Origin of the sequence: Paenibacillus methanolicus (assembly GCF_008124765.1) — a bacterium.
Taxonomy (GTDB): Bacteria; Bacillota; Bacilli; order Paenibacillales; family Paenibacillaceae; genus Paenibacillus_Z; species Paenibacillus_Z methanolicus.
On sequence record NZ_VNHS01000022.1, the window covers coordinates 38,532 to 62,035 of the forward strand.

40 protein-coding genes, 1 rRNA gene and 1 pseudogene are annotated in these 23,504 nt (G+C 51.0%); 40 read left to right on the forward strand and 2 right to left on the reverse strand.

Features of this window, described 5'->3' with window-relative positions:
* Nucleotides 1-17: 17 nt before the first annotated feature.
* From rplD to BCM02_RS34485, 36 genes and pseudogenes are all read left to right on the forward strand, one after another.
* Nucleotides 18-641, forward strand: coding sequence for a 50S ribosomal protein L4 (rplD, locus tag BCM02_RS34310; RefSeq protein ID WP_148933624.1), 624 nt, complete (start codon nt 18-20; stop codon nt 639-641).
* On the forward strand, nt 641-931 hold the full coding sequence (gene rplW / locus BCM02_RS34315; protein ID WP_148933625.1) for a 50S ribosomal protein L23: 291 nt from the start codon (nt 641-643) through the stop codon (nt 929-931). Before rplD ends, rplW begins: the two co-directional genes overlap by 1 nt.
* 69 nt (nt 932-1,000) lie before the next feature.
* Nucleotides 1,001-1,831 carry a 50S ribosomal protein L2 gene (gene rplB / locus BCM02_RS34320; protein ID WP_148933626.1) on the forward strand — a complete coding sequence of 277 codons (831 nt, stop codon included), beginning with the start codon at nt 1,001-1,003 and terminating at the stop codon, nt 1,829-1,831.
* Between the two features lie 64 nt (nt 1,832-1,895).
* Nucleotides 1,896-2,177 (forward strand): 30S ribosomal protein S19, encoded by a 282-nt coding sequence (gene rpsS, locus BCM02_RS34325; protein WP_148933627.1) that lies wholly within the window; start codon nt 1,896-1,898, stop codon nt 2,175-2,177.
* A 47-nt stretch (nt 2,178-2,224) separates the two neighbouring features.
* Nucleotides 2,225-2,560, forward strand: coding sequence for a 50S ribosomal protein L22 (gene rplV, locus BCM02_RS34330; RefSeq protein WP_148933628.1), 336 nt, complete (start codon nt 2,225-2,227; stop codon nt 2,558-2,560).
* 13 nt (nt 2,561-2,573) lie between these two features.
* Nucleotides 2,574-3,242 carry a 30S ribosomal protein S3 gene (gene rpsC, locus BCM02_RS34335; RefSeq protein WP_148933629.1) on the forward strand — a complete coding sequence of 223 codons (669 nt, stop codon included), beginning with the start codon at nt 2,574-2,576 and terminating at the stop codon, nt 3,240-3,242.
* 3 nt (nt 3,243-3,245) lie between these two features.
* The gene (rplP, locus tag BCM02_RS34340) at nt 3,246-3,680 is read left to right on the forward strand and encodes a 50S ribosomal protein L16 (RefSeq protein ID WP_148933630.1); all 435 of its coding nucleotides are present in this window, start codon (nt 3,246-3,248) and stop codon (nt 3,678-3,680) included.
* Nucleotides 3,670-3,870, forward strand: coding sequence for a 50S ribosomal protein L29 (gene rpmC, locus BCM02_RS34345; RefSeq protein ID WP_148933631.1), 201 nt, complete (start codon nt 3,670-3,672; stop codon nt 3,868-3,870). Before rplP ends, rpmC begins: the two co-directional genes overlap by 11 nt.
* 52 nt (nt 3,871-3,922) lie before the next feature.
* Nucleotides 3,923-4,186, forward strand: coding sequence for a 30S ribosomal protein S17 (gene rpsQ, locus BCM02_RS34350; protein ID WP_148933632.1), 264 nt, complete (start codon nt 3,923-3,925; stop codon nt 4,184-4,186).
* Between the two features lie 42 nt (nt 4,187-4,228).
* On the forward strand, nt 4,229-4,597 hold the full coding sequence (rplN, locus tag BCM02_RS34355) for a 50S ribosomal protein L14 (RefSeq protein ID WP_090583243.1): 369 nt from the start codon (nt 4,229-4,231) through the stop codon (nt 4,595-4,597).
* Nucleotides 4,598-4,645: 48 nt separating this feature from the next.
* Entirely contained in the window at nt 4,646-4,999 is a 354-nt protein-coding gene (gene rplX, locus BCM02_RS34360) for a 50S ribosomal protein L24 (RefSeq protein WP_222871048.1), read from the forward strand.
* A gap of 33 nt (nt 5,000-5,032) precedes the next feature.
* The gene (rplE, locus tag BCM02_RS34365; RefSeq protein ID WP_148933633.1) at nt 5,033-5,575 is read left to right on the forward strand and encodes a 50S ribosomal protein L5; all 543 of its coding nucleotides are present in this window, start codon (nt 5,033-5,035) and stop codon (nt 5,573-5,575) included.
* Between the two features lie 22 nt (nt 5,576-5,597).
* Entirely contained in the window at nt 5,598-5,783 is a 186-nt protein-coding gene (locus BCM02_RS34370) for a type Z 30S ribosomal protein S14 (RefSeq protein WP_013312154.1), read from the forward strand.
* 30 nt (nt 5,784-5,813) lie between these two features.
* The gene (gene rpsH / locus BCM02_RS34375) at nt 5,814-6,212 is read left to right on the forward strand and encodes a 30S ribosomal protein S8 (protein WP_148933634.1); all 399 of its coding nucleotides are present in this window, start codon (nt 5,814-5,816) and stop codon (nt 6,210-6,212) included.
* A 30-nt stretch (nt 6,213-6,242) separates the two neighbouring features.
* Complete coding sequence (gene rplF / locus BCM02_RS34380) at nt 6,243-6,785, forward strand: 50S ribosomal protein L6 (protein WP_148933635.1); 543 nt, start codon at nt 6,243-6,245, stop codon at nt 6,783-6,785.
* Nucleotides 6,786-6,854: 69 nt separating this feature from the next.
* Entirely contained in the window at nt 6,855-7,220 is a 366-nt protein-coding gene (gene rplR / locus BCM02_RS34385) for a 50S ribosomal protein L18 (protein ID WP_148933636.1), read from the forward strand.
* A gap of 31 nt (nt 7,221-7,251) precedes the next feature.
* Complete coding sequence (gene rpsE / locus BCM02_RS34390) at nt 7,252-7,749, forward strand: 30S ribosomal protein S5 (protein WP_148933637.1); 498 nt, start codon at nt 7,252-7,254, stop codon at nt 7,747-7,749.
* A gap of 13 nt (nt 7,750-7,762) precedes the next feature.
* Nucleotides 7,763-7,948 carry a 50S ribosomal protein L30 gene (gene rpmD / locus BCM02_RS34395; protein ID WP_148933638.1) on the forward strand — a complete coding sequence of 62 codons (186 nt, stop codon included), beginning with the start codon at nt 7,763-7,765 and terminating at the stop codon, nt 7,946-7,948.
* Between the two features lie 131 nt (nt 7,949-8,079).
* Entirely contained in the window at nt 8,080-8,520 is a 441-nt protein-coding gene (gene rplO / locus BCM02_RS34400) for a 50S ribosomal protein L15 (RefSeq protein ID WP_148933639.1), read from the forward strand.
* On the forward strand, nt 8,521-9,825 hold the full coding sequence (gene secY / locus BCM02_RS34405; protein ID WP_148933640.1) for a preprotein translocase subunit SecY: 1,305 nt from the start codon (nt 8,521-8,523) through the stop codon (nt 9,823-9,825).
* A gap of 90 nt (nt 9,826-9,915) precedes the next feature.
* Nucleotides 9,916-10,569: an adenylate kinase gene (locus BCM02_RS34410; RefSeq protein WP_148933641.1), complete on the forward strand. Its 654-nt coding sequence runs from the start codon at nt 9,916-9,918 to the stop codon at nt 10,567-10,569.
* Nucleotides 10,566-11,318: a type I methionyl aminopeptidase gene (gene map / locus BCM02_RS34415; RefSeq protein WP_148933642.1), complete on the forward strand. Its 753-nt coding sequence runs from the start codon at nt 10,566-10,568 to the stop codon at nt 11,316-11,318. Before BCM02_RS34410 ends, map begins: the two co-directional genes overlap by 4 nt.
* A 21-nt stretch (nt 11,319-11,339) precedes the next feature.
* The gene (locus tag BCM02_RS34420; protein WP_148933643.1) at nt 11,340-11,612 is read left to right on the forward strand and encodes a KOW domain-containing RNA-binding protein; all 273 of its coding nucleotides are present in this window, start codon (nt 11,340-11,342) and stop codon (nt 11,610-11,612) included.
* Between the two features lie 2 nt (nt 11,613-11,614).
* The gene (gene infA / locus BCM02_RS34425) at nt 11,615-11,830 is read left to right on the forward strand and encodes a translation initiation factor IF-1 (protein WP_006037922.1); all 216 of its coding nucleotides are present in this window, start codon (nt 11,615-11,617) and stop codon (nt 11,828-11,830) included.
* A 48-nt stretch (nt 11,831-11,878) separates the two neighbouring features.
* Nucleotides 11,879-11,992, forward strand: coding sequence for a 50S ribosomal protein L36 (rpmJ, locus tag BCM02_RS34430; protein ID WP_003333770.1), 114 nt, complete (start codon nt 11,879-11,881; stop codon nt 11,990-11,992).
* A gap of 17 nt (nt 11,993-12,009) precedes the next feature.
* A complete protein-coding gene (gene rpsM, locus BCM02_RS34435) occupies nt 12,010-12,378 on the forward strand; it encodes a 30S ribosomal protein S13 (RefSeq protein ID WP_148933644.1) in 369 nt (122 codons plus the stop codon).
* A gap of 18 nt (nt 12,379-12,396) precedes the next feature.
* A complete protein-coding gene (rpsK, locus tag BCM02_RS34440) occupies nt 12,397-12,792 on the forward strand; it encodes a 30S ribosomal protein S11 (RefSeq protein ID WP_148933645.1) in 396 nt (131 codons plus the stop codon).
* 125 nt (nt 12,793-12,917) lie between these two features.
* A complete protein-coding gene (locus tag BCM02_RS34445; protein WP_148933646.1) occupies nt 12,918-13,862 on the forward strand; it encodes a DNA-directed RNA polymerase subunit alpha in 945 nt (314 codons plus the stop codon).
* An 82-nt stretch (nt 13,863-13,944) separates the two neighbouring features.
* On the forward strand, nt 13,945-14,310 hold the full coding sequence (gene rplQ, locus BCM02_RS34450) for a 50S ribosomal protein L17 (protein WP_148933647.1): 366 nt from the start codon (nt 13,945-13,947) through the stop codon (nt 14,308-14,310).
* Nucleotides 14,311-14,388: 78 nt separating this feature from the next.
* Nucleotides 14,389-15,129 (forward strand): tRNA pseudouridine(38-40) synthase TruA, encoded by a 741-nt coding sequence (truA, locus tag BCM02_RS34455; RefSeq protein WP_148933648.1) that lies wholly within the window; start codon nt 14,389-14,391, stop codon nt 15,127-15,129.
* A gap of 200 nt (nt 15,130-15,329) precedes the next feature.
* Nucleotides 15,330-15,767 carry a 50S ribosomal protein L13 gene (rplM, locus tag BCM02_RS34460; RefSeq protein WP_148933649.1) on the forward strand — a complete coding sequence of 146 codons (438 nt, stop codon included), beginning with the start codon at nt 15,330-15,332 and terminating at the stop codon, nt 15,765-15,767.
* Nucleotides 15,768-15,786: 19 nt separating this feature from the next.
* Nucleotides 15,787-16,179: a 30S ribosomal protein S9 gene (rpsI, locus tag BCM02_RS34465; RefSeq protein ID WP_148933650.1), complete on the forward strand. Its 393-nt coding sequence runs from the start codon at nt 15,787-15,789 to the stop codon at nt 16,177-16,179.
* A gap of 151 nt (nt 16,180-16,330) precedes the next feature.
* Entirely contained in the window at nt 16,331-17,023 is a 693-nt protein-coding gene (locus BCM02_RS34470) for a phosphoadenylyl-sulfate reductase (RefSeq protein ID WP_148933660.1), read from the forward strand.
* A 120-nt stretch (nt 17,024-17,143) separates the two neighbouring features.
* Nucleotides 17,144-17,389: pseudogene (gene sat, locus BCM02_RS34475) on the forward strand (sulfate adenylyltransferase); the annotation flags it as partial.
* A 93-nt stretch (nt 17,390-17,482) separates the two neighbouring features.
* A complete protein-coding gene (gene cwlD, locus BCM02_RS34480; protein WP_148933651.1) occupies nt 17,483-18,265 on the forward strand; it encodes an N-acetylmuramoyl-L-alanine amidase CwlD in 783 nt (260 codons plus the stop codon).
* Nucleotides 18,266-18,374: 109 nt separating this feature from the next.
* Nucleotides 18,375-19,472, forward strand: coding sequence for an Mrp/NBP35 family ATP-binding protein (locus tag BCM02_RS34485; protein WP_148933652.1), 1,098 nt, complete (start codon nt 18,375-18,377; stop codon nt 19,470-19,472).
* Nucleotides 19,473-19,582: 110 nt separating this feature from the next.
* Here the strand turns inward: BCM02_RS34485 and gerD are convergent, their stop codons facing one another.
* The gene (gene gerD / locus BCM02_RS34490; protein ID WP_148933653.1) at nt 19,583-20,311 is read right to left on the reverse strand and encodes a spore germination lipoprotein GerD; all 729 of its coding nucleotides are present in this window, start codon (nt 20,309-20,311) and stop codon (nt 19,583-19,585) included.
* 227 nt (nt 20,312-20,538) lie between these two features.
* On the opposite strand from gerD, the gene BCM02_RS34495 reads away from it, so the two are divergent.
* Nucleotides 20,539-21,168, forward strand: a complete 630-nt coding sequence (locus BCM02_RS34495) for a KinB-signaling pathway activation protein (RefSeq protein ID WP_187434564.1) — start codon at nt 20,539-20,541, stop codon at nt 21,166-21,168.
* 20 nt (nt 21,169-21,188) lie between these two features.
* On the opposite strand, the gene pdaB is transcribed toward BCM02_RS34495, so the two are convergent.
* Nucleotides 21,189-21,983: a polysaccharide deacetylase family sporulation protein PdaB gene (gene pdaB, locus BCM02_RS34500; protein ID WP_148933654.1), complete on the reverse strand. Its 795-nt coding sequence runs from the start codon at nt 21,981-21,983 to the stop codon at nt 21,189-21,191.
* Between the two features lie 117 nt (nt 21,984-22,100).
* On the opposite strand from pdaB, the gene BCM02_RS34505 reads away from it, so the two are divergent.
* The 3 genes from BCM02_RS34505 to BCM02_RS34515 form a co-directional block, all read left to right on the forward strand.
* Nucleotides 22,101-22,715, forward strand: coding sequence for a stage II sporulation protein M (locus BCM02_RS34505; RefSeq protein ID WP_246183688.1), 615 nt, complete (start codon nt 22,101-22,103; stop codon nt 22,713-22,715).
* A 148-nt stretch (nt 22,716-22,863) separates the two neighbouring features.
* Nucleotides 22,864-23,085, forward strand: coding sequence for a hypothetical protein (locus BCM02_RS34510; RefSeq protein ID WP_148933656.1), 222 nt, complete (start codon nt 22,864-22,866; stop codon nt 23,083-23,085).
* A gap of 245 nt (nt 23,086-23,330) precedes the next feature.
* Nucleotides 23,331-23,504: ribosomal RNA gene (locus BCM02_RS34515) — 16S ribosomal RNA — on the forward strand; the annotation flags it as partial.

The following is a 23,504-nucleotide window of genomic DNA, read 5'->3' on the forward strand; positions in this document are numbered from 1 at the left end:
GAAAGGAGGAACTAGCAATGCCAACAGTAGAAGTATTGAATGTGAGCGGCTCTAAGGTGGGCGAGCTCGAGCTGGCAGAAGGCGTATTCGGTATCCAACCGAACGTACATGTTCTACACAGCGCTGTTCTGCTGCAACAAGCTGCTGAACGTCAAGGAACACATAAGACGAAAGGACGCTCCGAAGTTCGTGGCGGCGGCCGTAAACCTTGGAAACAAAAAGGTACGGGTCGTGCACGTCAAGGTAGCATTCGTTCGCCGCAATGGGTTGGCGGCGGTACTGTATTTGGCCCGGTGCCACGTAATTACGGCTTCAAGCTTCCTAAGAAAGTTCGCCGTCTGGCGATTAAATCCGCTCTCTCTTCCAAAGTGATTGCGAACGACATCATCGTTTTGGATCAACTTACGCTGGCTTCGCCGAAGACGAAAGAATTCGCAGCCATCCTGAACAACCTGAAAGTTGCACGCAAGGCGCTTGTTGTAACGGCTAACTACGAAGATAACGTAGCATTGTCCGCACGCAACATCCCAGGCGTTAAATTTGTAGCGGCTGAAGGCATTAACGTTCTGGACGTACTGGTTCACGATAAGCTCATCATCACTAAAGAGGCTGTAGCGAAAGTACAGGAGGTGCTTGCGTAATGAAGGATCCACGCGATATTATCAAGCGCCCGATTATTACGGAGCAAACTAGCGACTTTATGGCGAATAAGCGTTACGTCTTCGAGGTTGATATCCGCGCGAACAAAACGGAAATCAAAGAAGCCGTTCAACAAATTTTCAAAGTAAAAGTCTCGAGCGTTAACACGTTGCGCATGCCGGCTAAACCGAAGCGTTATGGCCGCCACAGCGGATATACGTCCGAATGGAAAAAAGCGATCGTTCAACTGTCCGCGGACAGCAACGAGCTTGAGTTTTTTGAATCGGTATAAGGAACTGGGCGGAGCGTTTAACGCATCGGCCGCCTAGCCCCTTAAGACAACGGTAAGGAGGGAATCGAAGTGCCAGTTAAGAAGTATAAACCGACTTCCCCGGCCCGCCGTGCAATGTCCGTCTCGACGTTCGAAGAGATTACGACAAGCACACCGGAGAAATCGCTTCTTGCGCCGCTTTTCAAAAAAGCAGGCCGCAATAACCAAGGCAAAATCACGGTTCGCCATCATGGTGGCGGCCACAAACGTAAATACCGGATTATCGACTTCAAACGTAACAAGGACGGCATCGTAGGTAACGTCGCGACGATCGAATATGATCCGAACCGTACGTCCAATATCGCGCTGATCCACTATGTGGATGGCGAGAAACGCTACATCATCGCTCCTAAAGGTTTGAAAGTTGGCGATCAAATCGTATCCGGCGTAGGTGCTGATATCAAAATCGGCAACACGCTTCCACTGGAAAACATTCCGGTTGGTACGGTTATTCACAACATCGAACTGAAACCTGGTAAAGGTGGTCAGCTGGTTCGTGCAGCTGGTACGGAAGCTCAGCTTCTTGGTAAAGAATCCGAGTACGTATCGATCCGTCTTTCCTCCGGCGAAGTTCGTCGCATTCTGAAGAAGTGCCGCGCAACAATCGGTTCTGTTGGCAACGAAGATCACGAACTCGTGAAAATCGGTAAAGCCGGCCGTTCCCGTTGGTTGGGCAAACGTCCTGAAGTTCGCGGCGTCGTCATGAACCCGAACGATCACCCACACGGTGGTGGCGAAGGCCGTGCACCTATCGGACGCAAATCGCCTATGTCCCCTTGGGGCAAACCGACTCTCGGTTACAAAACACGCAAGAAGAAAAAAGCATCGAGCCAATACATTATTCGTCGTCGCACGAAATAATCATTGCTTTGAAGCTGCCGCGTGACGCAGGTTACGCAATCGTCTCTTGAAGGGAGGACAAACCATGGGTCGCAGTTTGAAGAAAGGTCCGTTTATCGACGGCTACCTGCTCAAAAAAGTTGAGGTTCTCAACGAAACAAACAAGAAAGTTGTTGTAAAGACTTGGTCCCGTCGTTCGACGATTTTCCCGCAATTCATCGGACACACGTTCGCGGTTTATGATGGTCGTAAACACGTGCCGGTTTATGTGACGGAAGATATGGTTGGCCACAAACTCGGTGAGTTCGCGCCAACGCGTTCGTACAAAGGCCACGGCAACGACGACAAGAAAACGGGCCGTCGTTAATCGGCAGCCCTCTACTTAAGTTTTGATGAACGAGAGGAGGTCCTACCATGTCACAAGCTAAAGCGCATGCTAACAACGTACGCATTGCACCGCGCAAAGCCCAACTCGTTGTTGACTTGATTCGCGGCAAGAAAGTCGGCGAGGCGATCGCAATTCTGCGTCACACGCCGAAGGCTGCTTCCCCAATCGTTGAGAAGCTGCTGAACTCCGCAATCGCTAACGCTGAGCACAACTACCAGCTGGACGCGAACAAATTGGTTGTCGAGCAAGTGTTCGTAAACCAAGGTCCTACGATGAAACGTTTCCGTCCGCGCGCTATGGGTCGTGCTAGCCGGATCAACAAAAGAACTAGCCACATTACACTAGTGGTATCCGAAAAATAAGGAGGGAAAACGTGTGGGTCAAAAGGTAAATCCCGTCGGTCTTCGTATCGGTGTTATCCGTGACTGGGAATCCAAATGGTACGCAGGCAAGGACTTCGGCGATCTGCTCATGGAAGACGTAAAAATCCGTGAGTACCTGAAGAACAAACTGAAAGACGCAGCTGTATCCCGCTTTGAAATCGAGCGCGCAGCTAACCGCGTTAACGTAACGATTCATACTGCGAAACCGGGTATGGTAATCGGTAAAGGCGGTTCCGAGGTTGAGAACCTGCGCACGGAACTTGCTAAAATCTCCAAAGGCAAAAAGATTCACATAAACATTTCCGAGATCAAACATCCGGAACTTGATGCGATTCTCGTAGCTGAAAGCATTGCACAACAACTTGAGCGTCGTATTTCGTTCCGTCGCGCGATGAAACAATCGATTCAACGGACGATCCGCTCGGGTGCAAAAGGGATCAAAACATCGGTCAGCGGTCGTCTGGGCGGTGCGGAGATCGCACGTACGGAAGGTTACAGCGAAGGTACAGTACCGCTTCATACGCTGCGCGCAGATATCGACTACGGCACAGCAGAAGCGCATACGACTTACGGCCGAATTGGCGTAAAAGTATGGATCTATCGCGGTGAAATCCTTCCGTCGAAGAAGAAAGCAGCAGCTCCCCAGGAAGGAGGCAACTAAACCATGTTGGTACCAAAACGCGTCAAACACCGTAAACAGCAACGCGGTAACATGAGAGGTCGCGCTAAAGGCGGCACTGAAGTAGCCTTCGGCGAATACGGCCTGCAAGCAATGGAACCAGGCTGGATCACGAACCGCCAAATCGAATCCGCTCGTATCGCAATGACACGTTACATCCGTCGTGGCGGTAAAGTTTGGATCAAAATCTTCCCACATAAACCAATCACTCAAAAGCCTCTCGAAGTGCGGATGGGTAGCGGTAAAGGTAACGTGGAGAAGTGGGTTTCCGTCGTAAAACCAGGCAAGATCATGTTCGAACTTGCTGGCGTATCCGAGGAAATCGCACGTGAAGCAATGCGTCTTGCTGCTCACAAACTCCCGGTAAAAACGAAGTTCGTGAAACGCGAAGAAGTGGGTGGTGAAGCAAATGAAAGCTAGTGAATTTCGCAACCTGACCTCTGCTGAGATCGAACAAAAAGTCGCTGGTTTTAAAGAAGAGCTCTTCAACCTTCGTTTTCAATTGGCCACCGGTCAACTGGATAACCCGCAGCGCATCAGCGCCGTACGCAAGGAAATTGCTCGTGCTAAAACCGTTCTGCGTGAAAGAGAACTTGGAATCACCAGCTAAGGGTGAATTCTTGAGTGAAAATAGCGTGACCGCCTAAGGAAGGAGGAAGAACATGAGCGAACGTAATGCCCGCAAAGTTCAGGTCGGTAAAGTAGTTAGTGACAAAATGGACAAAACGATCGTAGTTGCTGTTGAGACATACAAAAAACACGATCTGTACCATAAACGCATTAAGTACACAAAGAAATTCAAAGCGCATGACGAGAATAACCAAGCTAAAATTGGTGACACGGTGAAAATCATGGAAACTCGTCCGCTTTCGAAAGACAAACGGTTCCGTCTGGTCGAAATCGTTGAAGAAGCAGTAGTTCTTTAAGTTGCTTATTGTTAAGCATTTTCCCGAAAGGAGGACGTTAAAATGATTCAACCATTTACGCGTTTGGCTGTCGCTGACAACTCCGGTGCGAAGGAACTGATGTGTATCCGTGTACTGGGTGGTACGGGACGTCGTGTAGGCCATATCGGCGATCTGATCGTTTGCTCCGTCAAACAAGCAACACCTGGCGGCGTTGTCAAAAAGGGCGACGTAGTTAAGGCGGTTATCGTTCGTACGAAGCGTGCGGTACGTCGTAAAGACGGTTCGTACATTGCGTTCGACGAGAATGCAGCCGTAATCGTTAAAGAAGATAAGAGCCCACGTGGTACTCGTATTTTCGGACCAGTTGCCCGCGAGCTTCGCGATCGCGACTTCATGAAAATCGTATCCCTTGCTCCGGAAGTTATCTAATAGCACGAATTAAGCTTGCTGAAGGCAAGCATGCAGGAGGTGTAACTCATGCCACGTTTGAAAAAAGTGTTGGAATCCCACAACAATAAACTGCACGTGAAAAAAGACGATACCGTTATCGTCATCACGGGTAAAGACAAAGGCAAAAAAGGCCGCGTCATCGCAGCTTATCCACGTGAGAACCGTGTACTCGTTGAAGGCGTTAATCTGGTGAAGAAACACTCGCGTCCGTCCCAAGCGAATCCGCAAGGCGGTATTATCGAGCAAGAAGCACCGATCCACGTATCGAACGTTATGCACGTTGATCCGAAGAGCGGCAAAGTAACCCGTATCGGTTACAAAGTGCTCGAGAACGGCAAAAAAGTCCGCGTAGCGAAAGCTTCCGGCGAGATCATCGACTAATTGATCGCTTAAAGAAAGGAGGACCACTTTAAGATGGCAATCAGAATGAAAGAGCGTTACCTGAACGACATCACTCCTGCTCTCATGCAGAAGTTCAACTATACAACGGTTATGCAAGTGCCGAAGATTGAGAAAGTCGTTATCAACATGGGTGTTGGTGAGGCAGTTTCGAACTCCAAAGTACTTGACGTAGCAGTTGAAGACCTTCGTCTAATCTCCGGTCAAAAACCGGTCATCACCCGTGCAAAGAAATCGATCGCAGGCTTTAAGCTTCGCGAGAACATGCCAATCGGGGTTAAAGTAACGCTGCGCGGCGAGCGCATGTACTACTTCCTCGACAAACTATTTAACGTTTCGCTTCCACGCGTTCGCGACTTCCGCGGCGTATCGACGAAAGCGTTCGACGGTCGCGGCAATTACACGCTTGGCCTTAAAGAACAACTGATCTTCCCAGAGATCGAGTACGATAAGGTTGACAAAGTACGCGGTATGGACGTCGTCATCGTCACGACGGCAAAAACGGACGAAGAAGCTCGTGAGCTGCTGACCCAAATGGGCATGCCGTTTGCGAAGTAATCCACAGGAGGTGTAATACCAAGTGGCAAAAACTTCGATGAAAGTGAAGCAGCAACGTACCCCTAAATTCAAAGTGCGTGCTTACACGCGCTGCGAGCGTTGCGGCCGTCCACATTCCGTTTTGCAAAAGTTTAAAATTTGCCGGATTTGTTTCCGTGAATTAGCATACAAAGGCCAGATCCCTGGCGTTAAAAAAGCAAGCTGGTAATCAGCCTAGTACGGGAAGGAGGTACAATCAATGGTTATGTCTGATCCAATCGCAGATATGCTGACACGTATTCGTAACGCGAATGTTGTCCGTCACGAAACTGTGGAAATGCCGGCTTCGAAGGTTAAGAAGCAAATCGCCGAGATCTTGAAGCGCGAGGGCTTTATCCGCGATGCCGAGTATATCGAAGATAACAAACAAGGGATTATCCGTATTTTTCTGAAATACGGCGCTAACCAAGAGCGCGTAATCACGGGGCTGAAACGTATCAGCAAACCGGGTCTGCGTGTTTACACGAAAAGCAACGAAGTTCCTCGTGTCCTTGGCGGTTTGGGAGTAGCAATCATTTCTACGTCCCAAGGCGTTATGACCGACAAAGAAGCTCGCCAAGTGAAATCCGGCGGCGAAGTTCTCTGCTACGTTTGGTAATTGACTGCACAACGATTGGAGGTGTAACAAATGTCTCGTATTGGCCGCAAACCGATCCAAGTACCAGGTGGCGTTAACATCGACTTGGACAACAGCGTAATTACAGTTAAAGGACCGAAAGGTACGCTCAGCCGCACGATCCACAAAGACATGAGCGTGGTGGTTGAAGAGAGCGTCATCAACATCGTTCGTCCTTCCGACAATAAATTGCATCGTTCCCTTCACGGTACGACGCGCAGCGTGATCGCGAACATGGTGACTGGTGTAACCGATGGTTTCTCCAAAAACCTTGAGCTCGTAGGCGTTGGTTACCGTGCAAGCAAGTCCGGTGACAAGATCGTACTGAACGTTGGTTACTCCCATCCGGTAGAAATCACACCGGAAAGCGGAATCGAGTTTGAAGTTCCTTCGAACACGAAAATCACCGTAAAAGGTATCGATAAAGAACTCGTTGGCGCAACGGCTGCAAAAATCCGTTCCGTACGCGAACCTGAGCCGTATAAAGGCAAAGGTATCAAGTATGAAGGCGAGCGCATCCTTCGTAAAGAAGGTAAAGCTGGTAAGAAGAAATAAGAAGCGTCCCTCTTTATGGGCGCTTGACCGGATAGCATCATAATCCATACAAGAAAGGAGTGTCTTCGAATGATCACTAAAGGCGATAAAAACAAAGCTCGTTTGAAACGTCACCTGCGTGTTCGTAAGAAAATCAGCGGTACGGCTGCACGTCCTCGTCTGTCCGTATTCCGTTCCTCCAAGCACATCTACGCTCAATTGATCGACGATGTAGCAGGCGTAACGATCGCTGCGGCATCGACGCTCGACAAAGAAATTGCGGAAATCGGCAACGGTGGCAACGTGGAAGCAGCTCGCAAAATCGGCGAACTGATCGCGAACCGTGCGAAAGCTAAAGGCGTAGAGAATGTTGTATTCGACCGCGGAGGATACCTGTACCACGGCCGTATCCAAGCGCTGGCTGATGCAGCTCGCGAAGCTGGTCTTCAATTCTGATTCACATCACTTATTAAGGAGGTAAGACGACTTGCGTATAGATCCGAATGCGTTAGAACTTACTGAAAAAGTAGTTCAAATCAACCGCGTAGCGAAAGTTGTAAAAGGCGGACGCCGTTTCAGCTTCAGCGCGCTTGTAGTTGTCGGTGACGGTAAAGGTCATGTCGGCGCAGGCATCGGTAAAGCCGGCGAGGTTCCTGAAGCGATCCGCAAAGGTATCGAAGATGCGAAGAAAAACCTGATCCAGATCCCGCTTGTTAACACCACGATTCCTCACCAAGTGCTCGGACATTTCGGCGCAGGACGCGTGCTTCTCAAACCGGCATCTGAAGGTACCGGTGTGATTGCGGGTGGTCCTGTTCGTGCTGTTCTTGAGCTCGCAGGTGTTGGCGATATTCTGACGAAATCGCTGGGCTCTTCCAACTCCATGAACATGGTTAATGCAACACTGGAAGGTCTGTCCCGTCTCAAGCGTGCAGAAGACGTTGCCAAACTGCGTGGAAAAACTGTACAAGAGCTTCGGGGTTAAGGAGGGGAATACGATGGCAAAACTGCAAATCACCCTCGTTCGCAGCCTGATCGGCCGTAACGAGAAGCAACGCGCAACGGTCAACACGCTTGGCCTTCGCAAGCTTCATCAATCGGTTGTTCATGATGACAGCCCGGCCATTCGCGGCATGGTGAACCATGTAAGCCACTTGATTAAAGTAGAAGAAGTACAAGCATAAATAATCGCGTTAGCGATGTTTGAAGCGATGCTTTTTATGGGAGAGCAGCGCAATAACAATGCAGCTGTACCGAAGGCGTCTAACGCCTTAAGGCAGATTGCGGCGTAAAAATGAAGGAGGTGCAACGTACGATGAAATTGCATGAGCTGAAACCAGCGGAAGGTTCGCGTAAAGAAGGCTTCCGTAAAGGTCGCGGTATCGGTAGCGGCAACGGTAAAACAGCAGGTAAGGGCCATAAAGGTCAAAACGCTCGTTCCGGCGGAGGTGTTCGTCCAGGATTCGAGGGTGGTCAAAACCCGTTGTACCGTCGTTTGCCTAAACGCGGATTCAACAACCCATTCCGTAAAGAGTATGCGATTGTGAACATCGAAGAGCTGAACAGCTTCGCAGCAGGAACGGAAGTAACGCCTGAACTGCTTCTGGAGCAAGGTATCGTTAAGAACCCACAGAGCGGAATCAAAGTTTTGGGTAACGGCGAGATCACTGTACAGCTTACGGTGAAAGCAAACAAGTTCTCTCAATCTGCGGTAGAGAAAATCCAGGCTGCCGGCGGTAAAACCGAGGTGATCTAATTGTTCAAGACCGTGTCCAACATTTGGAAAGTTGAAGATCTCCGTAGCCGGATCCTGTTCACTTTGTTTATCCTGCTGATTTACCGTATCGGTTCTTTCATCCCGGTACCGGGCGTCAACACGGACGTATTCAAAGAAGCAGGGAACAGCGGTACGGATCTCTTCGGACTGCTCAATACGTTTTCCGGCGGCGCGTTATTCCAATTCTCGATCTTCGCGATTGGAATCATGCCGTACATCACGGCGTCGATCATCGTACAGCTGCTGTCGATGGACGTCATCCCGAAATTCGCCGAATGGGCGAAAGAAGGAGAAAACGGAAAACGCAAGCTTGCGCAAATTACGCGTTATGGCACTGTTGTACTCGGTCTGATTCAAGGCTTCGGTACGGCAGTTGGCTTTAACCGTCGATACGGTTTAGAAATGATCCCAGGTGCGACGTTCACGGATTATTTGACCATTGCGATCATCCTGACGGCGGGCACGGCTTTTCTTATGTGGCTTGGCGAGCAAATTACGGAACGTGGCATTGGCAACGGGATCTCGGTCCTCATCTTTGCCGGTATCGTGGCTGCGATCCCAGGACACATCCGTACGCTTTACCAGACTCAAATCGCCGATCTGCCTAGCGACCAGCTATTCTGGGGTATTCTGAAGCTGGTGCTGATTGTCATCGCGATTGTCGTGATGATCGTCTGCGTCATCTTCGTACAGCAAGGGATCCGCAAGATTCCTGTCCAGTATGCGAAACGCGTGGTAGGACGCAAAATGTACGGTGGTCAATCGACGCACATTCCGCTCAAAGTAAACGGAGCAGGCGTTATCCCGGTTATCTTCGCGGTATCGCTCCTGATGTTCCCGGTTACGATTGCGCAGTTTTGGTCGACTCAGCCATGGGCTGACTGGATCATCAATCACTTAATGTACGACAAACCGCTTGGTATGGTGCTCTATATCATACTGATTATCGGTTTTACGTTCTTCTACACCTTCGTGCAGATCAATCCGGTTCAAATGGCGGACCAAATGAAGAAGAATGGCGGTTACATCCCGGGCATCCGTCCTGGTAAACCAACGTCCTCCTACATTACCCGCGTTATGTCCCGGATTACGCTTAGCGGCGCGATCTTCCTGGCCATTATCTCGATTACGCCGGTTGTGTTCGGCAAAATCGCGGGTCTTGATCAGTCGATCCAGCTGGGCGGCACTTCGCTCTTGATCGTCATCGGTGTCGCGCTCGACACGATGAAGCAGATCGAGACTCAATTGATCAAACGCCACTACAAAGGGTTTATCAATAAATAACGATAGGTTCGGATTCGGGCTTCCGCGCGCGCTTCGTCGTTGTGTCGGAACCCTTCTGCGGCCTATTGGCGTAAAGCGAGGAAGGCGCTAATGAACATCTTATTCATGGGTCCTCCGGGCGCAGGTAAAGGCACGCAGGCCGAGCGGATCGTCGATACGTTCAATGTCCCGCATATTTCGACCGGCGATGCTTTTCGTTTGGCAATGAAACAAGGAACGCCGCTTGGCCAAAAAGCAAAAGAGTTTGTTGACCAGGGCTTGCTCGTACCAGACGAGATTACGAACGGCATCGTTCGCGACCGTCTGCTGCTGGAAGACTGCAACAACGGCTTTTTGCTCGACGGATTTCCTCGTACGCTTCAACAAGCGGAAGCGCTGGACGGAATGCTGGCTGAGATGGGCCGTAGCATTGACCATGTCGTGAACTTGAAAGTTGATCGCGGTCTGCTGCTTGCGCGTCTGACCGGTCGTCGCATTTGCAAATCCTGTGGCGCAACTTACCACGTAATGTTCAACCCGCCGAAGCAAGAAGGCGTATGCGATAAATGCGGCGGCGAGCTGTATCAACGGTCAGACGATACGGAAGCCAAAGTCGGAACGCGTCTTGACGAATACATCTCGAAGACGGCTCCGCTGCTTGATTACTATTCGGGCAAAGGAACACTTCGCGAAGTAGACGGAGAGAAAGAAATCGATGATGTGACTGCAGAAATCGTAAGCTGCTTGCGAGGATCTGCCGAATGATCATTTGCAAGTCCGATGCGGAATTGCGTTATATGAGGGAAGCCGGACGTATTGTAGCGGACACGCATCGTTTGCTGAAGCAGGCGATTCGCCCGGGCATTACGACGCTAGAGCTCGATGGTATCGCGGAAGCGTACATTCGCAGCCAAGGCGCAACGCCTTCTTTCAAAGGTTACAATCAATTCCCTGGAAGTATTTGCGCTTCTGTAAATGAAGAGCTGGTTCACGGCATTCCTGGACCGCGCAAGCTTAACGATGGCGACATCATCAGCATTGATATCGGCGCCCAGTACGAAGGTTACCATGGCGACTCCGCTTGGACCTATGGGGTTGGCGATATTAGTGAAGAGAATCGGCGCTTGCTGGAAGTGACGGAACAGTCGCTTTACGCAGGACTCGCGCTTGTTAAGCCGGATGTCCGGCTATTTACGATTTCGCACGCGATTCAGAACGTCATTGAAGCTGCTGGTTTCTCGGTCGTTCGCGAGTATGTCGGTCATGGCATCGGCGCAAGCCTCCATGAGGAACCGCAAATTCCGAACTACGGTACGCCGGATCGTGGCCCGCGCCTGAAACCAGGCATGGTGTTGGCGATCGAGCCGATGGTGAACATTGGCGAACGGTATGTACGTACCTTGGAAGATAATTGGACGGTTGTTACGCAGGATGGTTCATGGTGCGCTCATTTTGAGCATACAGTAGCTGTTACGGCGGATGGCTGCGAAATTTTGACGCTAGGGCGGGAATAAGCAGTGAGAGGAACTGAGCACGTGCCGGAGATCGGCCGGATCGTCAAGGTGACAAGCGGGAAAGACGAAGGCGGTTATGCCGTCATCGTCGGTATCGTCGATGAACGGTTCGTTCTTGTTGCCGATGGCGCAAAACGGCGCTTTGATGGGCCGAAAAAAAAGAACGTGATGCATCTTCTGATGCAGCCGGTCGTCAGCGTGGAAGTTGCGGACAGTATGCGGGAAACCGGTCGTGTGACCAACGCCAAGCTGCGTTACGCAATTCAGAAGTATGCGCAAGGGAAAGGAGAATGACTGTGGCCAAAGAAGACGTTATTGAAGTCGAAGGTACGGTCGTCGAGCCGCTACCCAATGCTATGTTCAAGGTGGAGCTGGAGAACGGACACCAAATTCTCGCCCATGTATCGGGCAAGCTCAGAATGCATTTTATCCGCATTTTGACGGGAGACAAGGTTGTTATTCAGCTTTCGCCATACGATTTGTCCAGAGGACGAATTACCTATCGGAAGTAGACCTTCTAAGAGCGGGTCTTCTGACGAAGAACTCGGGAGGTAATCACAATGAAGGTTAGACCATCGGTCAAGCCAATCTGCGAAAAATGCAAAGTCATTCGTCGCAAAGGCAATGTTATGGTGATTTGTGAAAATCCGAAACATAAACAAAAACAAGGATAAGGGAGGGATAACTGTACATGGCACGTATTGCTGGTGTAGACTTACCGCGTGACAAACGCGTAGTCATCGCTTTGACGTATATCTTCGGTATCGGCAACACGACGGCTCAACGGATCCTGAACGAAACAGGGATCAGCGAGAGCACGCGCGTTCGCGATCTGACGGAAGACGAAGTAAGCAAACTTCGCGAAACGATCGACAAGTCTGTTAAAGTGGAAGGCGACCTTCGTCGCGAAATTTCCCTGAACATCAAACGTCTGATCGAGATCGGCTGCTACCGTGGCGTTCGCCATCGCCGTGGCCTGCCTGTTCGCGGTCAACGCACGAAAACCAATGCTCGTACGCGCAAAGGTCCTCGCCGGACTGTAGCGAACAAGAAGAAGTAATAAGGGGGGATAACTGAAATGGCAAAACCGAAAAAAGTGGTTCGTACCAAACGTCGCGACCGCAAAAATATTGAGTCGGGCGTAGCGCACATCCGTTCGACATTCAACAATACGATCGTCACGATCACGGATCCGCACGGTAATGCGATCTCCTGGGCAAGCTCCGGCAACCTTGGTTTCAAAGGTTCCCGTAAGAGCACGCCGTTCGCGGCTCAAATGGCTGCTGAATCCGCTGCGAAAGCGGCAATGGAGCATGGCATGAAAGCGGTAGAAGTCATGGTTAAAGGTCCGGGCGCTGGCCGTGAAGCGGCAATCCGTTCGCTTCAAGCAGCAGGTCTCGAAGTTAACCTCATTAAAGACGTCACGCCAGTTCCGCATAACGGATGCCGTCCGCCGAAACGTCGTCGCGTATAGTCTGATTTCATGTGGTATCAAATTCCTGCAACTTGTGAATAATGGTTGTGAAGGTTTGCCATACTACATGATTTACGACAAAGCGACCATGGTAACGGAGCGACGTTTTGAAGGAGGGTATATAAGTGATTGAGATCGAAAAGCCGAAAATCGAAACCGTAGAGCTGAGCGAGGATGGCACGTACGGACGTTTCGTTGTCGAACCGCTGGAGCGCGGATACGGCACGACGCTCGGGAACTCGCTGCGCCGAATCCTGTTGTCGTCGCTGCCTGGTGCAGCTGTCACCTCGGTTCAAATCGACGGTGTACTGCATGAATTCTCGACGGTTCCTGGTGTGTTTGAGGACGTTACTGAAATCATTCTCAACCTGAAGAGTCTATCGCTCAAGATCCACTCTGATGAGGAGAAGGTTCTGGAGATTGACGCTGAAGGCGAAGGTAACGTAACGGCGGGGGATATTCGGGCCGACAGTGATGTCGAGATCTTGAACCCTGATCTTCATATCGCAACCTTGGCCTCCGGTGCTCGGCTCCATGCGCGGGTTTTCGCCAATAGAGGACGTGGGTACGTACAATCGGTCCGCAACAAGCGGGAAGATCAACCGATCGGTGTCATTCCGATCGACTCGATCTATACGCCGATTACGCGCGTGAACTACAGCGTCGAAAATACCCGTGTTGGTCAAGTGACCAACTACGACAAGCTTACGCTTGAAGTATGGACCGACGGCAGCATTCGGCCGGAAGAGGCTGTTAGCCTCGGGGCGAAAATTCTTACCGAACATCTCGACCTGTTCGTCGGTCTGACCGACGAGGCGAAAGACGCCGAAATCATGGTAGAGAAGGAAGAAGACAAGAAAGAGAAAGTACTCGAGATGACGATCGAGGAACTGGATCTTTCGGTCCGTTCGTATAACTGTTTGAAACGCGCGGGTATCAACACCGTTCAAGAGCTCATCACGAAAACCGAAGAGGACATGATGAAGGTGCGTAACCTTGGTCGCAAGTCGCTCGAGGAAGTTCAAGAAAAGCTCGAAGAACTCGGTCTTGGCCTTCGCATGGAAGAATAGCACCACGTATGACTAGAACGCGGGCGAGCAGCCTGCGATGCGAGATTTGCGCGTGCAAATCTTTAGAAGGAGGGGAAAATCGATGGCATATTCTAAGTTGAGCCGTGACGCTAGTTCGCGTAAAGCACTGTTCCGCGACCTCGTCACCGACTTGTTCCTGTATGAGCGCATCCAAACGACGGAAGCGAAAGCAAAAGAACTTCGTCCAATCGCGGAGAAACTGATTACGCTGGCGAAGCGCGGCGATCTTCACGCTCGTCGTCAAGTAGCGGCTTTCGTTCGTCGCGAGTCGATCAACGGCGAGCAGGACGCAATCCAAAAGCTGTTCTCCGAACTGGCCACCCGTTACTCGGAACGTGCGGGCGGATACACGCGGATTCTGAAGCTGGGACCACGCCGTGGCGACGCTGCGCCTATGGTATATTTGGAACTGGTGGATCGTGCGTAAATGAGAAAGGGTGGACCTTGCGGCCACCTTTTTTTGTTGCCAAGGCGGTAAGTCGATGAAGCGGAAAGGAGGGGCACAATGAAAAACGTCAGAATGACCGTAGCCTATGACGGAACGCATTATCATGGTTTTCAAACGCAGCCGAGCGGAAAAACGATTCAAGACCAACTTGAAGCTGGAATCCACATGCTGACGGGCGAGGAAATCCGGATTATCGGATCCGGGAGAACGGATGCCGGCGTTCATGCAAGGGCGCAGGTGTTTAATTTTCATACGGAATCGCGAATACCGATTGACCGTTGGGCGATTGCGCTGAATTCCAGGCTGCCGGATGATATTGTCATCCAATTCGCGGAAGAAGTGCAGGAAGATTTCCACGCGCGGTTTTCCGCTAAGCGGAAGACATATCGGTATGCCATCGATACGAACAAATTTCCGAATGTGTTCACGCGCCATTACCGGTTTCATCATCATGCCCCTCTGGACGTGGCGGCTATGCGAGAGGGTCTGGCCGCGCTTATAGGCGAGCATGACTTTACGTCGTTCGCATCGCCCCAGTCGACGCAGTCCAGTCACGTACGTACCATCTTCGATGCGTCCCTCGTACAGAATCAAGACGGGCTCGACTTATTTGTCACCGGTAACGGTTTTCTGTATAACATGGTGCGGATTATAGCAGGGACAGCGATTTCGATTGGGGAAGGGAAAATGTCGGCAAGCGATATTCCCGCTATATTAGCGGCTTGCGACCGTACCAAAGCAGGCCCGACGGCCATGGCGCATGGCCTTATGTTGTGGCATGTGGAATACCCGGAATAGTTGCTTTAATATCGGCGAAATTTGCTTGCACATGGAGCCTGGTTATAGTAGAATATAACTTGTGCTTTCTAAGTGGCTCTCCCACAGCCCCGACTTAGATCGCCGCCTGTAAGTCCTAACCAATAGCTAATAAACGTCGAGACGTTCACGTTTCTACGATACATGAGAATGAATTGTGATATGAACAAGGAGGATCATCCATGCGCACCACCTTTATGGCTAAGCCGAATGAAGTAGAACGCAAATGGTACGTCATCGATGCAGAAGGCAAAACGCTTGGCCGTCTGGCAAGCGAGGCTGCAAGCCTGATTCGCGGTAAGCACAAGCCGCAATTCACGCCGCACGTTGACACTGGCGATTTCGTCATCGTTATCAATGCAGAGAAAGTTGTCCTGACGGGCAAGAAGCTGCAGAACAAAATGTACTACCGTCACTCCATGTATCCAGGCGGTTTGAGAGTAACATCCGCTGCGGATATGCTTAATAAGCACCCAGAACGCGTCCTTGAGTTCGCGATCCACGGCATGCTTCCTAAGAACCGCCTCGGCGACAAAATGAAGCTGAAGCTCAAAGTCTACGCTGGTTCGGAACACCCGCATCAAGCACAAAACCCGGAAGTTTACGAACTTCGCGGTTAATTAGAGGGAGGACAGTTTCATGGCTCAAGTTCAATACTATGGAACCGGTCGTCGTAAACACTCCGTGGCACGTGTACGCCTTGTGCCGGGTGAAGGACGCATCGTAATCAATAAGCGTGACCTGAACGAATACTTCGGTCTCGAAACACTCAAACTGATCGTTAAGCAACCGCTCGCGCTGACTGAAACAGAAAGCAAATACGACGTGATCGTAATTGCTCACGGCGGCGGCATCTCCGGTCAAGCTGGCGCAATCCGCCACGGTATCTCCCGTGCTCTGCTTAAGGCAGATCCAGAGTTCCGCGGTTCGCTGAAGCGCGCAGGCTTCCTGACTCGCGACCCACGTATGAAAGAACGTAAGAAGTACGGCCTCAAAGCAGCTCGTCGTGCTCCTCAGTTCTCGAAACGTTAATATTTATTCGGACAAGGCCTACTCTGTAACAGGAGTGGGCCTTTTTCATATATTGGCGGATATATGGCATTGAACAATAGAGCGATTGGACGTATAATCAAAACAATAATTGATCAGCTTACTTGGAATTCAAATGACGGAGGTACAAGCGATGAACCTTTTCGAAAAGGAAGCGCTCGTAAAGCAGAAAGCTGAAGAGCTGGAAAATGCGTCTCCCCAGGCGATCTTGGAATATGCAATTGAGACGTTCCCGAACATAACATTCGCGTGCAGCTTTGGCGCGGAAGATGTCGTGCTTGTTGACATGTTGCAGAAGATCAGCCCGAAGACGGATATCTTCTATTTGGATACGGATTTTCACTTCAAAGAAACCTACGAGACGCGCGACAAAATGATCGAACGTTACGGGCTGAAATTCGTGGAAGTAAAGCCGGCTATTACGCCGGAAGAACAAGCGGAGCTGCATGGTCCGGAGTTGTGGAAATCGGATGCGACGGCTTGCTGCAACATACGTAAAGTAGAACCGCTGACAAGAATTCTTTCGAAATACGAAGCTTGGATTACAGGTATCCGCCGTGATCAGGCGCCAACGCGCGCGAACGCAAAGAAAGTGGAATATGATACGAAATTCGGTCTCATTAAATTCAATCCGCTTGCGAGCTGGACGAATGAGGACGTATGGAATTACATCCGCGAGAACAACGTGATATACAATCCGCTGCATGATAACAACTACCCTAGTATTGGTTGCGAATATTGTACGCGTCAGATAATGCCGGGTGAAGATCCTCGTGCAGGACGTTGGTCGGGTCAAGAAAAAACGGAATGCGGACTGCATAAATAAGAGGGCAACGAATACATGAGCAGCATCTTGCCACACGGCAGCGAACTGGTTAACTAGGTTGCCGACGGAGCCGGAAGCGAATCGAAACTGGTCGAAGCAGCCGGTCTGAAGTCGATAAAGGCGTTCACGGCTGATGAGCTCGGTATTGCGCCGCTCTACTTCGAACATAGCTTCTTCTGCACCAAGTGCGGCAATATGGCTTTGAGCAAGACGTGTCCGCATGGCAAAGAGGATCATCTGTCGCTAACGGGTACGAAAATACGCGCATTGTTGAGTGAAGGCGTATGTCCGCCACCGGAATTTTCCAGGCCTGAAGTGGCCAAGATTCTCATTGAAGGCATGTCTGAACAACCTGCCAATGTATAAGGTATAACTGACCACCTCGTCCCATATAGTGATAAGGAGTACAAGGCTGCATAGCCGGAACTTCTTATAGCTTGGGATCGGGGTGGTTTTGTTATGAAGCGCGGGATACGAAACCGGTTTGTGGTCTGGATAACTTACCGGGGCGCGGTGCGGGTGGGGCTTGGCATGGTCGCGGTGCTGCTTACCGTCATTTTGCTATCCCAAGATGTACCCTCGACGCGTACATGGACGTATTGGACGATGCCCTTATCGGGAAAAACAATCGTGCTCGATGCCGGTCACGGCGGCGTGGATGGCGGGGCGGTCAGCAAACAAGGCGATATCGAGAAGGACCTGAACCTGGCGATCGCGCTGCAGCTACGGGATTATTTGCAGCAGGCTGGGGCGATCGTCCACATGACGCGCGAAGGCGATTATGATTTAGCGGGCGAAGACACGAAGAAGATAAGCAGACGGAAGACGGAAGACCTCGTGAGACGCGCGCAATTCGTCAAGGATCAGGGGGCGGATCTGTTCGTGACCATTCATATGAATAGTATACCGTCGCCGAGGTGGTCGGGTGCTCAGACGTTCTACTACCCCAACCTGCCGGAGAACGAAAGGCTTGCTGCGCTAATCCAGGACGAGATTAAGCGAAATCTAGAGAATACCCAGCGGATAGCGGCTAAGAAGAACGACATCTATTTGTTGAAAGCGATGGATACCATACCGACCGCGCTAATTGAAGTCGGTTTCCTCTCCAACCCGGGAGAAGCCGCGATGCTGGCGGATGCCGACTACCAGAAGAAAGTGGCTGCATCGATTTACCAAGGAATCCTGCGTTATAGCGCGGGGGAGAAATGGGGCGCGGCGGTTCCAGCCAAGCCAGGGGCTTAAAGCTCATGCCCTTGGAAGCCCTATAAACTATGGTATAATAACGATACGTACATACAATCAATAATCTGCAGCACGAGCGCATCACCCGGAAGAGGAGACGAATGCAAACATGTTAACACGCGAGGATATTATTCGAACAGCCGAGCAAGTGGCGGCCAACGCGACCGGCGGCGCGCCGATCGGTTTTCGAGATGTAGTCGTGAAAGAAAATAACGTTCGGCTTACGGTACTCGGTGCAACCGAAGATACCCGTCAGACGTTAGAGACCAGTCTGCAGACCGCCTTGAAAGAGCTGGGGGCGGCATCGGTCCATTTCCGGTTTAAAGAGGCTGATACGGCAGAAGGAAGCGCGAACGCCTCGCCTAAAAGCGCTGGCGACGCGAGAAGTGCACAGGGGCAGACGGAGTCGGTTCGCGGGCATGCGGCAGGCATGGATTCGAACAAGCTCCTGAACGAGCGAAGCGGCGTGAACTTCATTGCGGTGGCCAGCGGCAAGGGCGGCGTAGGCAAATCAACCGTCACGGTTAATCTCGCCGTAGCGCTTGCGCGCCGAGGCAAACGCGTAGGCATTATCGATGCCGATATCTACGGATTTAGCGTGCCGGACATGATGGGCATCGAGGAACGGCCGGCGGTCGTGAACGAACGCGTCATTCCAATCGAGAAATTCGGCGTGAAAGTCATGTCGATGGGCTTCTTCGTCGAAGATAATGCGCCGATCGTGTGGCGAGGACCGATGTTGGGCAAAATGCTGCGTAATTTCTTTGCTGAGATTGAATGGGGCGAGGTCGACTACCTTCTACTGGACCTGCCGCCAGGTACGGGAGACGTTGCGCTGGACGTGCACCAGATGATCCCGCAAAGCAAAGAAATCATCGTTACGACTCCTCATGCGACGGCGGCGTTCGTTGCGGCGCGCGCAGGCGCGATGGCCATCAAGACGGAGCATGAAATTATCGGCGTCGTCGAGAACATGAGCTATTACGTAACGAAGAGCGGAGAGCAGGAGTACGTATTCGGCAAAGGCGGCGGTGCGCGTTTGGCGGAATCGTTGAATGCGGAATTGATGGCACAGATACCGCTCGGCGCGCCGGATAACCATGTGTCGGAACCTGATTTCTCGCCGTCCGTATACAAAGAAGACACTTCGACAGGGCAGCTGTATCTGGAAGTCGCGGACCGCGTAATCGCGAAATGCGAGGCGTAAGCGGATCCAGAGACGGCGCTCGATAAAGCAACATCTCAATAACAAAAAGCCCGCAGTTCGCATGGTCGACAACTCTAAAGTTGTCTTCTATGCGAGCGCGGGCTTATTCTTTACGAGGAGCCGCCTCCCCCGGATTCGCCCATACCTTCGGACTCGCCGGATTCGCCGCCTCCGCCTTCCTCTTCTCCGCCTTCTCCCTCGGCCGCTTTCTCTTCTTCCTCGCCGCCGCTGCTTGCCTTCTCCAGCTTTTCATTCGGTTTCACTTTCAGTTCCTCTTGTACCGCTTTCTTCAACAAATCGAGGATTTCCAGCCGATATATCGGGCTTTGCATCGACTCCTGCATGATGGTGGAGATTTGCTTGCGATATTGCGTACTGTTCATCACTTCCAGGATCATCTTTTCCATCTCGGGATTTTTCAGCACCTTAATTAAATCCGCTTGGTAAGAAGGATCTTTAATTAAATCCTTGTGGAGCTGCTTATTTTGCTTGTTCACCGCTTTGGCGAATTCGCCGGCGAAACGCGGGTCGGTCATAAGCTGTTCGATGACTTTGTAATAATCGGGCGACACCAGCGTCTCTTTGACGGCTAGTCGGACGTTTTCCTGGTCCTGCACGGTCAACAACTTCGAAGTAAGTCCGTTGTTGCCCGTCGTGCTGACGGCTGATTCCTGAAGCGCCTTTTGGGCATCTTCGGTTTTTAGAATATCGATGACCATCGACTTCATGTCCTTGTAGCTCATCGACTCGTTGGACCCGCTCTGCGGTTCTGAGCCGCAGCCGGCTAACATAAGCGTCGTCGTCACGCAGAGCGTGAGCCAAACTATACGATTGCGCATTCAACAAGCGTCTCCCTTCTGCGTAGGGGCAAGGATGGATGGGCTTATTATGCGACATTGTTCGACGGATTATCATACTCGCGGCGTAGCTTTTTAAAGCGAACATGGTAAAATAAAGCGTACGTGCATCTTCATCCCGTTTAGGCGTATGAATGGCGACGTTTGGGCGGTTGATCCGTATCTGTCTTTGGGACAAAGGACGAATTTTCGTATAGGAGTGACAGAAAGTGACACTGCGCAAAATGTGGTTTTTATTATGGAGCACCACCTTGATCGGAGCGGGCATAACGGTCGTGGTCGGTTCCATCATGCAGATGTTTGACCATGAATTCGGGTTCATGGATATGAAATCAACCGGCTTTAACATGTTGAACATGGCCTTGGCCGGATTGTTGTTCGGCGTGTTCAGCCAACTGGGATTTTTCGCGTATTTGACCATTAACTATTTGGCGCTTGGCATGCTGCGTAAGAAGTATCTGTGGAATACCCTACAGGCGTATTGCACCTTGTTCGCGGTAGGGGGATTAGGTTACAAACTGTATGGGACGAGCGAGCTGCATCAGAACAACTGGTTTTTCTGGGTGCTGCCGCTTGCGTTATTGATGGCTTCGATATTCGTCTCGTATCTAAAGTCGAAGCGGACGAACAACTCGGCATTCATGCCTACGATGTTTTTGCTTTTTGTCGGTACGACGCTTGAGGCATGGCCGAGCATGGGCGAGGATAGCAATCCGCTGACGATCGTATTTATGGTTGCCCCGCTGTTCGTGTGTAACTCCTATTTGATTATGCAGCTGCATCGGATTGTGAACAGCGACAAGGCCGATACCGCGGCAAGCGCGGGAACGGCCTTGTAGGGGAGGTTATTGCTGTCGGCTTAATATCCGGCGGCGGCATCGAACATGGCGGTTTTATCTTGTACCGTTTTGCCTTGCAGCTCGGTTTGCGAGATGAGATCCGTCACGCTGACGAACTCGTAGCCTTTGGCGCGGAGTTGATCGATAATAACCGGAAGCGCCTCGTGCGTTTGCTTGCTCGAATCGCTGGCGTGCATGAGGACGATATCGCCAGGGTGGACTTTGCCGACGACGCGATTTATGATTTTCGCAGTGCCCATATTCATCCAATCCAGCGAGTCGGTGTCCCATTGAATGACCTTGTAACCGAGTTCGTCAGCAATGCGCAATACCCGTTTATCAAAATCGCCGTTGGGCATGCGGATTAGCTTCGGCGCTTTGCCCGTCACTTCGGCTAGTATGGCATGGGCAGTTTGAATCTCATTGCGGATTTCTTCGTCGCTGAAACTGCTGTAGAAGTCGTGTTTATTGCCGTGGCTGCCGATCTCGAATCCGGATGCGGCAATCTTTTTCACGATATCGGGATGCGACTTGCTCCATGGCGCGGACAGGAAGAAGGTGGCTTTGCCCACCTTTTTCTCTTTTAACACGGTAAGGATAGGCTCGGCACGCTTGTCTCCCCAGCTAATATCGAACGTAAGCGCAACGATCTTTTTGTTCGTCGGAATGCTGTATATCGCGGCAGGCTGTTGGGGGGCGAATACCGTGATATTGTCTTTCTCGGCATAGACGACGCCAACGGCAAATACAATTCCGATGCAAATGAGAAAATAACGTTTCAACCTTCGGCCGTTCATGACATAAAACAAGTTCATCGGCGCTGGGCTCTCCTCTCCAGTGGGCTTGTATTAGTACAATCTATGCTCGTACGACCTAGTTATTCGCGTTTGGACAAAATACCGGTTGAACCCCGAAGACAAGGAGGACGACGCGTGTTTTCAAGACAGGAGATCGTGAAGCACCTGAAAGAAATGCGGCATTACATCATTTTTAGCTCGGTCATTTTCTTGGCGGGACTAGTTTTCGGAGCGACGAACACCGGCCTGCACGACTACATCAATAGCCAGATCGACAGCCTGCGCAAAGTCGCCCAAACGATACAAACCAGCGAAAATCCGACGTTGGGTTTTCTTGTGTTCATTTTTCTTAATAATACGATCAAAGCAATTCTCGTCATGTACTTAGGTTTGTTTCTGGGGATCGTGCCGCTCTTTTTCCTCTCCATTAATGGTATGGTCATCGGCTATATCATCGGACTTGAAGCCGAGAACGGGGGAGGGCATTTGTTTGACCTCATCGTGAAGGGATTGTTGCCTCACGGGATCTTGGAAATTCCCGCGATCTTGGTGGCCTGCGCGTATGGACTGCGTTTTGGGGCACTAATGTTTCAAGGAGCGGGCGCGCTCGTGCTGAAGCGGGAAGGATGGGGGGCCAAATTCGAGCGTCTTATGGTTCGATCGGTGCCGATGATGGTGATTTTAACGGTTACGTTGTTCATTGCGGCTCTCATCGAGAGCACAATTACGCCATGGCTGCTTTCGTTGTAATAAATTTTCCATATATTGAGCATAACAGTAAGGCGGCGTCCGACGCGGTACAACGCGGGACGCTGTTTTTGTTTGGTGCGAAAGGCTGCACATGCTCCGCCTGACCGAGAAGTCGGGACGGACACTGCGAAGGGGGCCGTATACCGTTATGCTAGGAATACTATTCAACGACAAAGAATGCAAAGAACTCGATTACGTCCTGCGCAAAGAGCTAGACGAAATGCTCATGGATTTGAACGACTCCCGTCTTGACGGAGATATCAAAACCGCGATTGCGCGAAGGTATAAAGTGATTTTCCGTATGTATGCGCGAATCGCAACGCCTAAAGAGTTGTCTCGTTATGCGGTGAATATGCGGTCTTACAAGTAATAAAGAGGGATGCGGGCGTCTGACCAAAAAAATTAAAAAAGCACTTGCAATGTTCCGGGCGCCTGTGGTATCTTATAAAAGTCGCCGCTGAGAGCAGCGGTTGATGAATGAAACAAACAAACTTGTTCCTTGAAAACTGAACAATGAGCGATATATGTCAACGTAAGAAATGAGCTATACAAAGCTCCGAAGTTGCGAAATGCTGCATGTCCAGCCTCACGGCTGTACACGCAAACCAATTCGCTTATATGGAGAGTTTGATCCTGGCTCAGGACGAACGCTGGCGGCGTGCCTAATACATGCAAGTCGAGCGGACTTTACCCCTCGGGGTAAGGTTAGCGGCGGACGGGTGAGTAACACGTAGGTAACCTGCCTGTAAGACCGGGATAACATTCGGAAACGAATGCTAATACCGGATA

Bases quoted from the DNA above. Each gene is read 5' to 3' on its own strand.
- rplD (WP_148933624.1), top strand. From the start codon at position 18: ATGCCAACAGTAGAAGTATTGAATGTGAGCGGCTCTAAGGTGGGCGAG.
- rplW (WP_148933625.1), top strand. From the start codon at position 641: ATGAAGGATCCACGCGATATTATCAAGCGCCCGATTATTACGGAGCAA.
- rpsS (WP_148933627.1), top strand. From the start codon at position 1,896: ATGGGTCGCAGTTTGAAGAAAGGTCCGTTTATCGACGGCTACCTGCTC.
- rplV (WP_148933628.1), top strand. From the start codon at position 2,225: ATGTCACAAGCTAAAGCGCATGCTAACAACGTACGCATTGCACCGCGC.
- rplP (WP_148933630.1), top strand. From the start codon at position 3,246: ATGTTGGTACCAAAACGCGTCAAACACCGTAAACAGCAACGCGGTAAC.
- rpmC (WP_148933631.1), top strand. From the start codon at position 3,670: ATGAAAGCTAGTGAATTTCGCAACCTGACCTCTGCTGAGATCGAACAA.
- rpsQ (WP_148933632.1), top strand. From the start codon at position 3,923: ATGAGCGAACGTAATGCCCGCAAAGTTCAGGTCGGTAAAGTAGTTAGT.
- rplN (WP_090583243.1), top strand. From the start codon at position 4,229: ATGATTCAACCATTTACGCGTTTGGCTGTCGCTGACAACTCCGGTGCG.
- rplX (WP_222871048.1), top strand. From the start codon at position 4,646: ATGCCACGTTTGAAAAAAGTGTTGGAATCCCACAACAATAAACTGCAC.
- rplE (WP_148933633.1), top strand. From the start codon at position 5,033: ATGGCAATCAGAATGAAAGAGCGTTACCTGAACGACATCACTCCTGCT.
- rpsH (WP_148933634.1), top strand. From the start codon at position 5,814: ATGGTTATGTCTGATCCAATCGCAGATATGCTGACACGTATTCGTAAC.
- rplF (WP_148933635.1), top strand. From the start codon at position 6,243: ATGTCTCGTATTGGCCGCAAACCGATCCAAGTACCAGGTGGCGTTAAC.
- rplR (WP_148933636.1), top strand. From the start codon at position 6,855: ATGATCACTAAAGGCGATAAAAACAAAGCTCGTTTGAAACGTCACCTG.
- rpmD (WP_148933638.1), top strand. From the start codon at position 7,763: ATGGCAAAACTGCAAATCACCCTCGTTCGCAGCCTGATCGGCCGTAAC.
- rplO (WP_148933639.1), top strand. From the start codon at position 8,080: ATGAAATTGCATGAGCTGAAACCAGCGGAAGGTTCGCGTAAAGAAGGC.
- BCM02_RS34410 (WP_148933641.1), top strand. From the start codon at position 9,916: ATGAACATCTTATTCATGGGTCCTCCGGGCGCAGGTAAAGGCACGCAG.
- map (WP_148933642.1), top strand. From the start codon at position 10,566: ATGATCATTTGCAAGTCCGATGCGGAATTGCGTTATATGAGGGAAGCC.
- rpmJ (WP_003333770.1), top strand. From the start codon at position 11,879: ATGAAGGTTAGACCATCGGTCAAGCCAATCTGCGAAAAATGCAAAGTC.
- rpsM (WP_148933644.1), top strand. From the start codon at position 12,010: ATGGCACGTATTGCTGGTGTAGACTTACCGCGTGACAAACGCGTAGTC.
- rpsK (WP_148933645.1), top strand. From the start codon at position 12,397: ATGGCAAAACCGAAAAAAGTGGTTCGTACCAAACGTCGCGACCGCAAA.
- rplQ (WP_148933647.1), top strand. From the start codon at position 13,945: ATGGCATATTCTAAGTTGAGCCGTGACGCTAGTTCGCGTAAAGCACTG.
- truA (WP_148933648.1), top strand. From the start codon at position 14,389: ATGAAAAACGTCAGAATGACCGTAGCCTATGACGGAACGCATTATCAT.
- rplM (WP_148933649.1), top strand. From the start codon at position 15,330: ATGCGCACCACCTTTATGGCTAAGCCGAATGAAGTAGAACGCAAATGG.
- rpsI (WP_148933650.1), top strand. From the start codon at position 15,787: ATGGCTCAAGTTCAATACTATGGAACCGGTCGTCGTAAACACTCCGTG.
- BCM02_RS34470 (WP_148933660.1), top strand. From the start codon at position 16,331: ATGAACCTTTTCGAAAAGGAAGCGCTCGTAAAGCAGAAAGCTGAAGAG.
- cwlD (WP_148933651.1), top strand. From the start codon at position 17,483: ATGAAGCGCGGGATACGAAACCGGTTTGTGGTCTGGATAACTTACCGG.
- BCM02_RS34485 (WP_148933652.1), top strand. From the start codon at position 18,375: ATGTTAACACGCGAGGATATTATTCGAACAGCCGAGCAAGTGGCGGCC.
- gerD (WP_148933653.1), bottom strand. From the start codon at position 20,311: ATGCGCAATCGTATAGTTTGGCTCACGCTCTGCGTGACGACGACGCTT.
- pdaB (WP_148933654.1), bottom strand. From the start codon at position 21,983: ATGAACTTGTTTTATGTCATGAACGGCCGAAGGTTGAAACGTTATTTT.
- BCM02_RS34510 (WP_148933656.1), top strand. From the start codon at position 22,864: ATGCTAGGAATACTATTCAACGACAAAGAATGCAAAGAACTCGATTAC.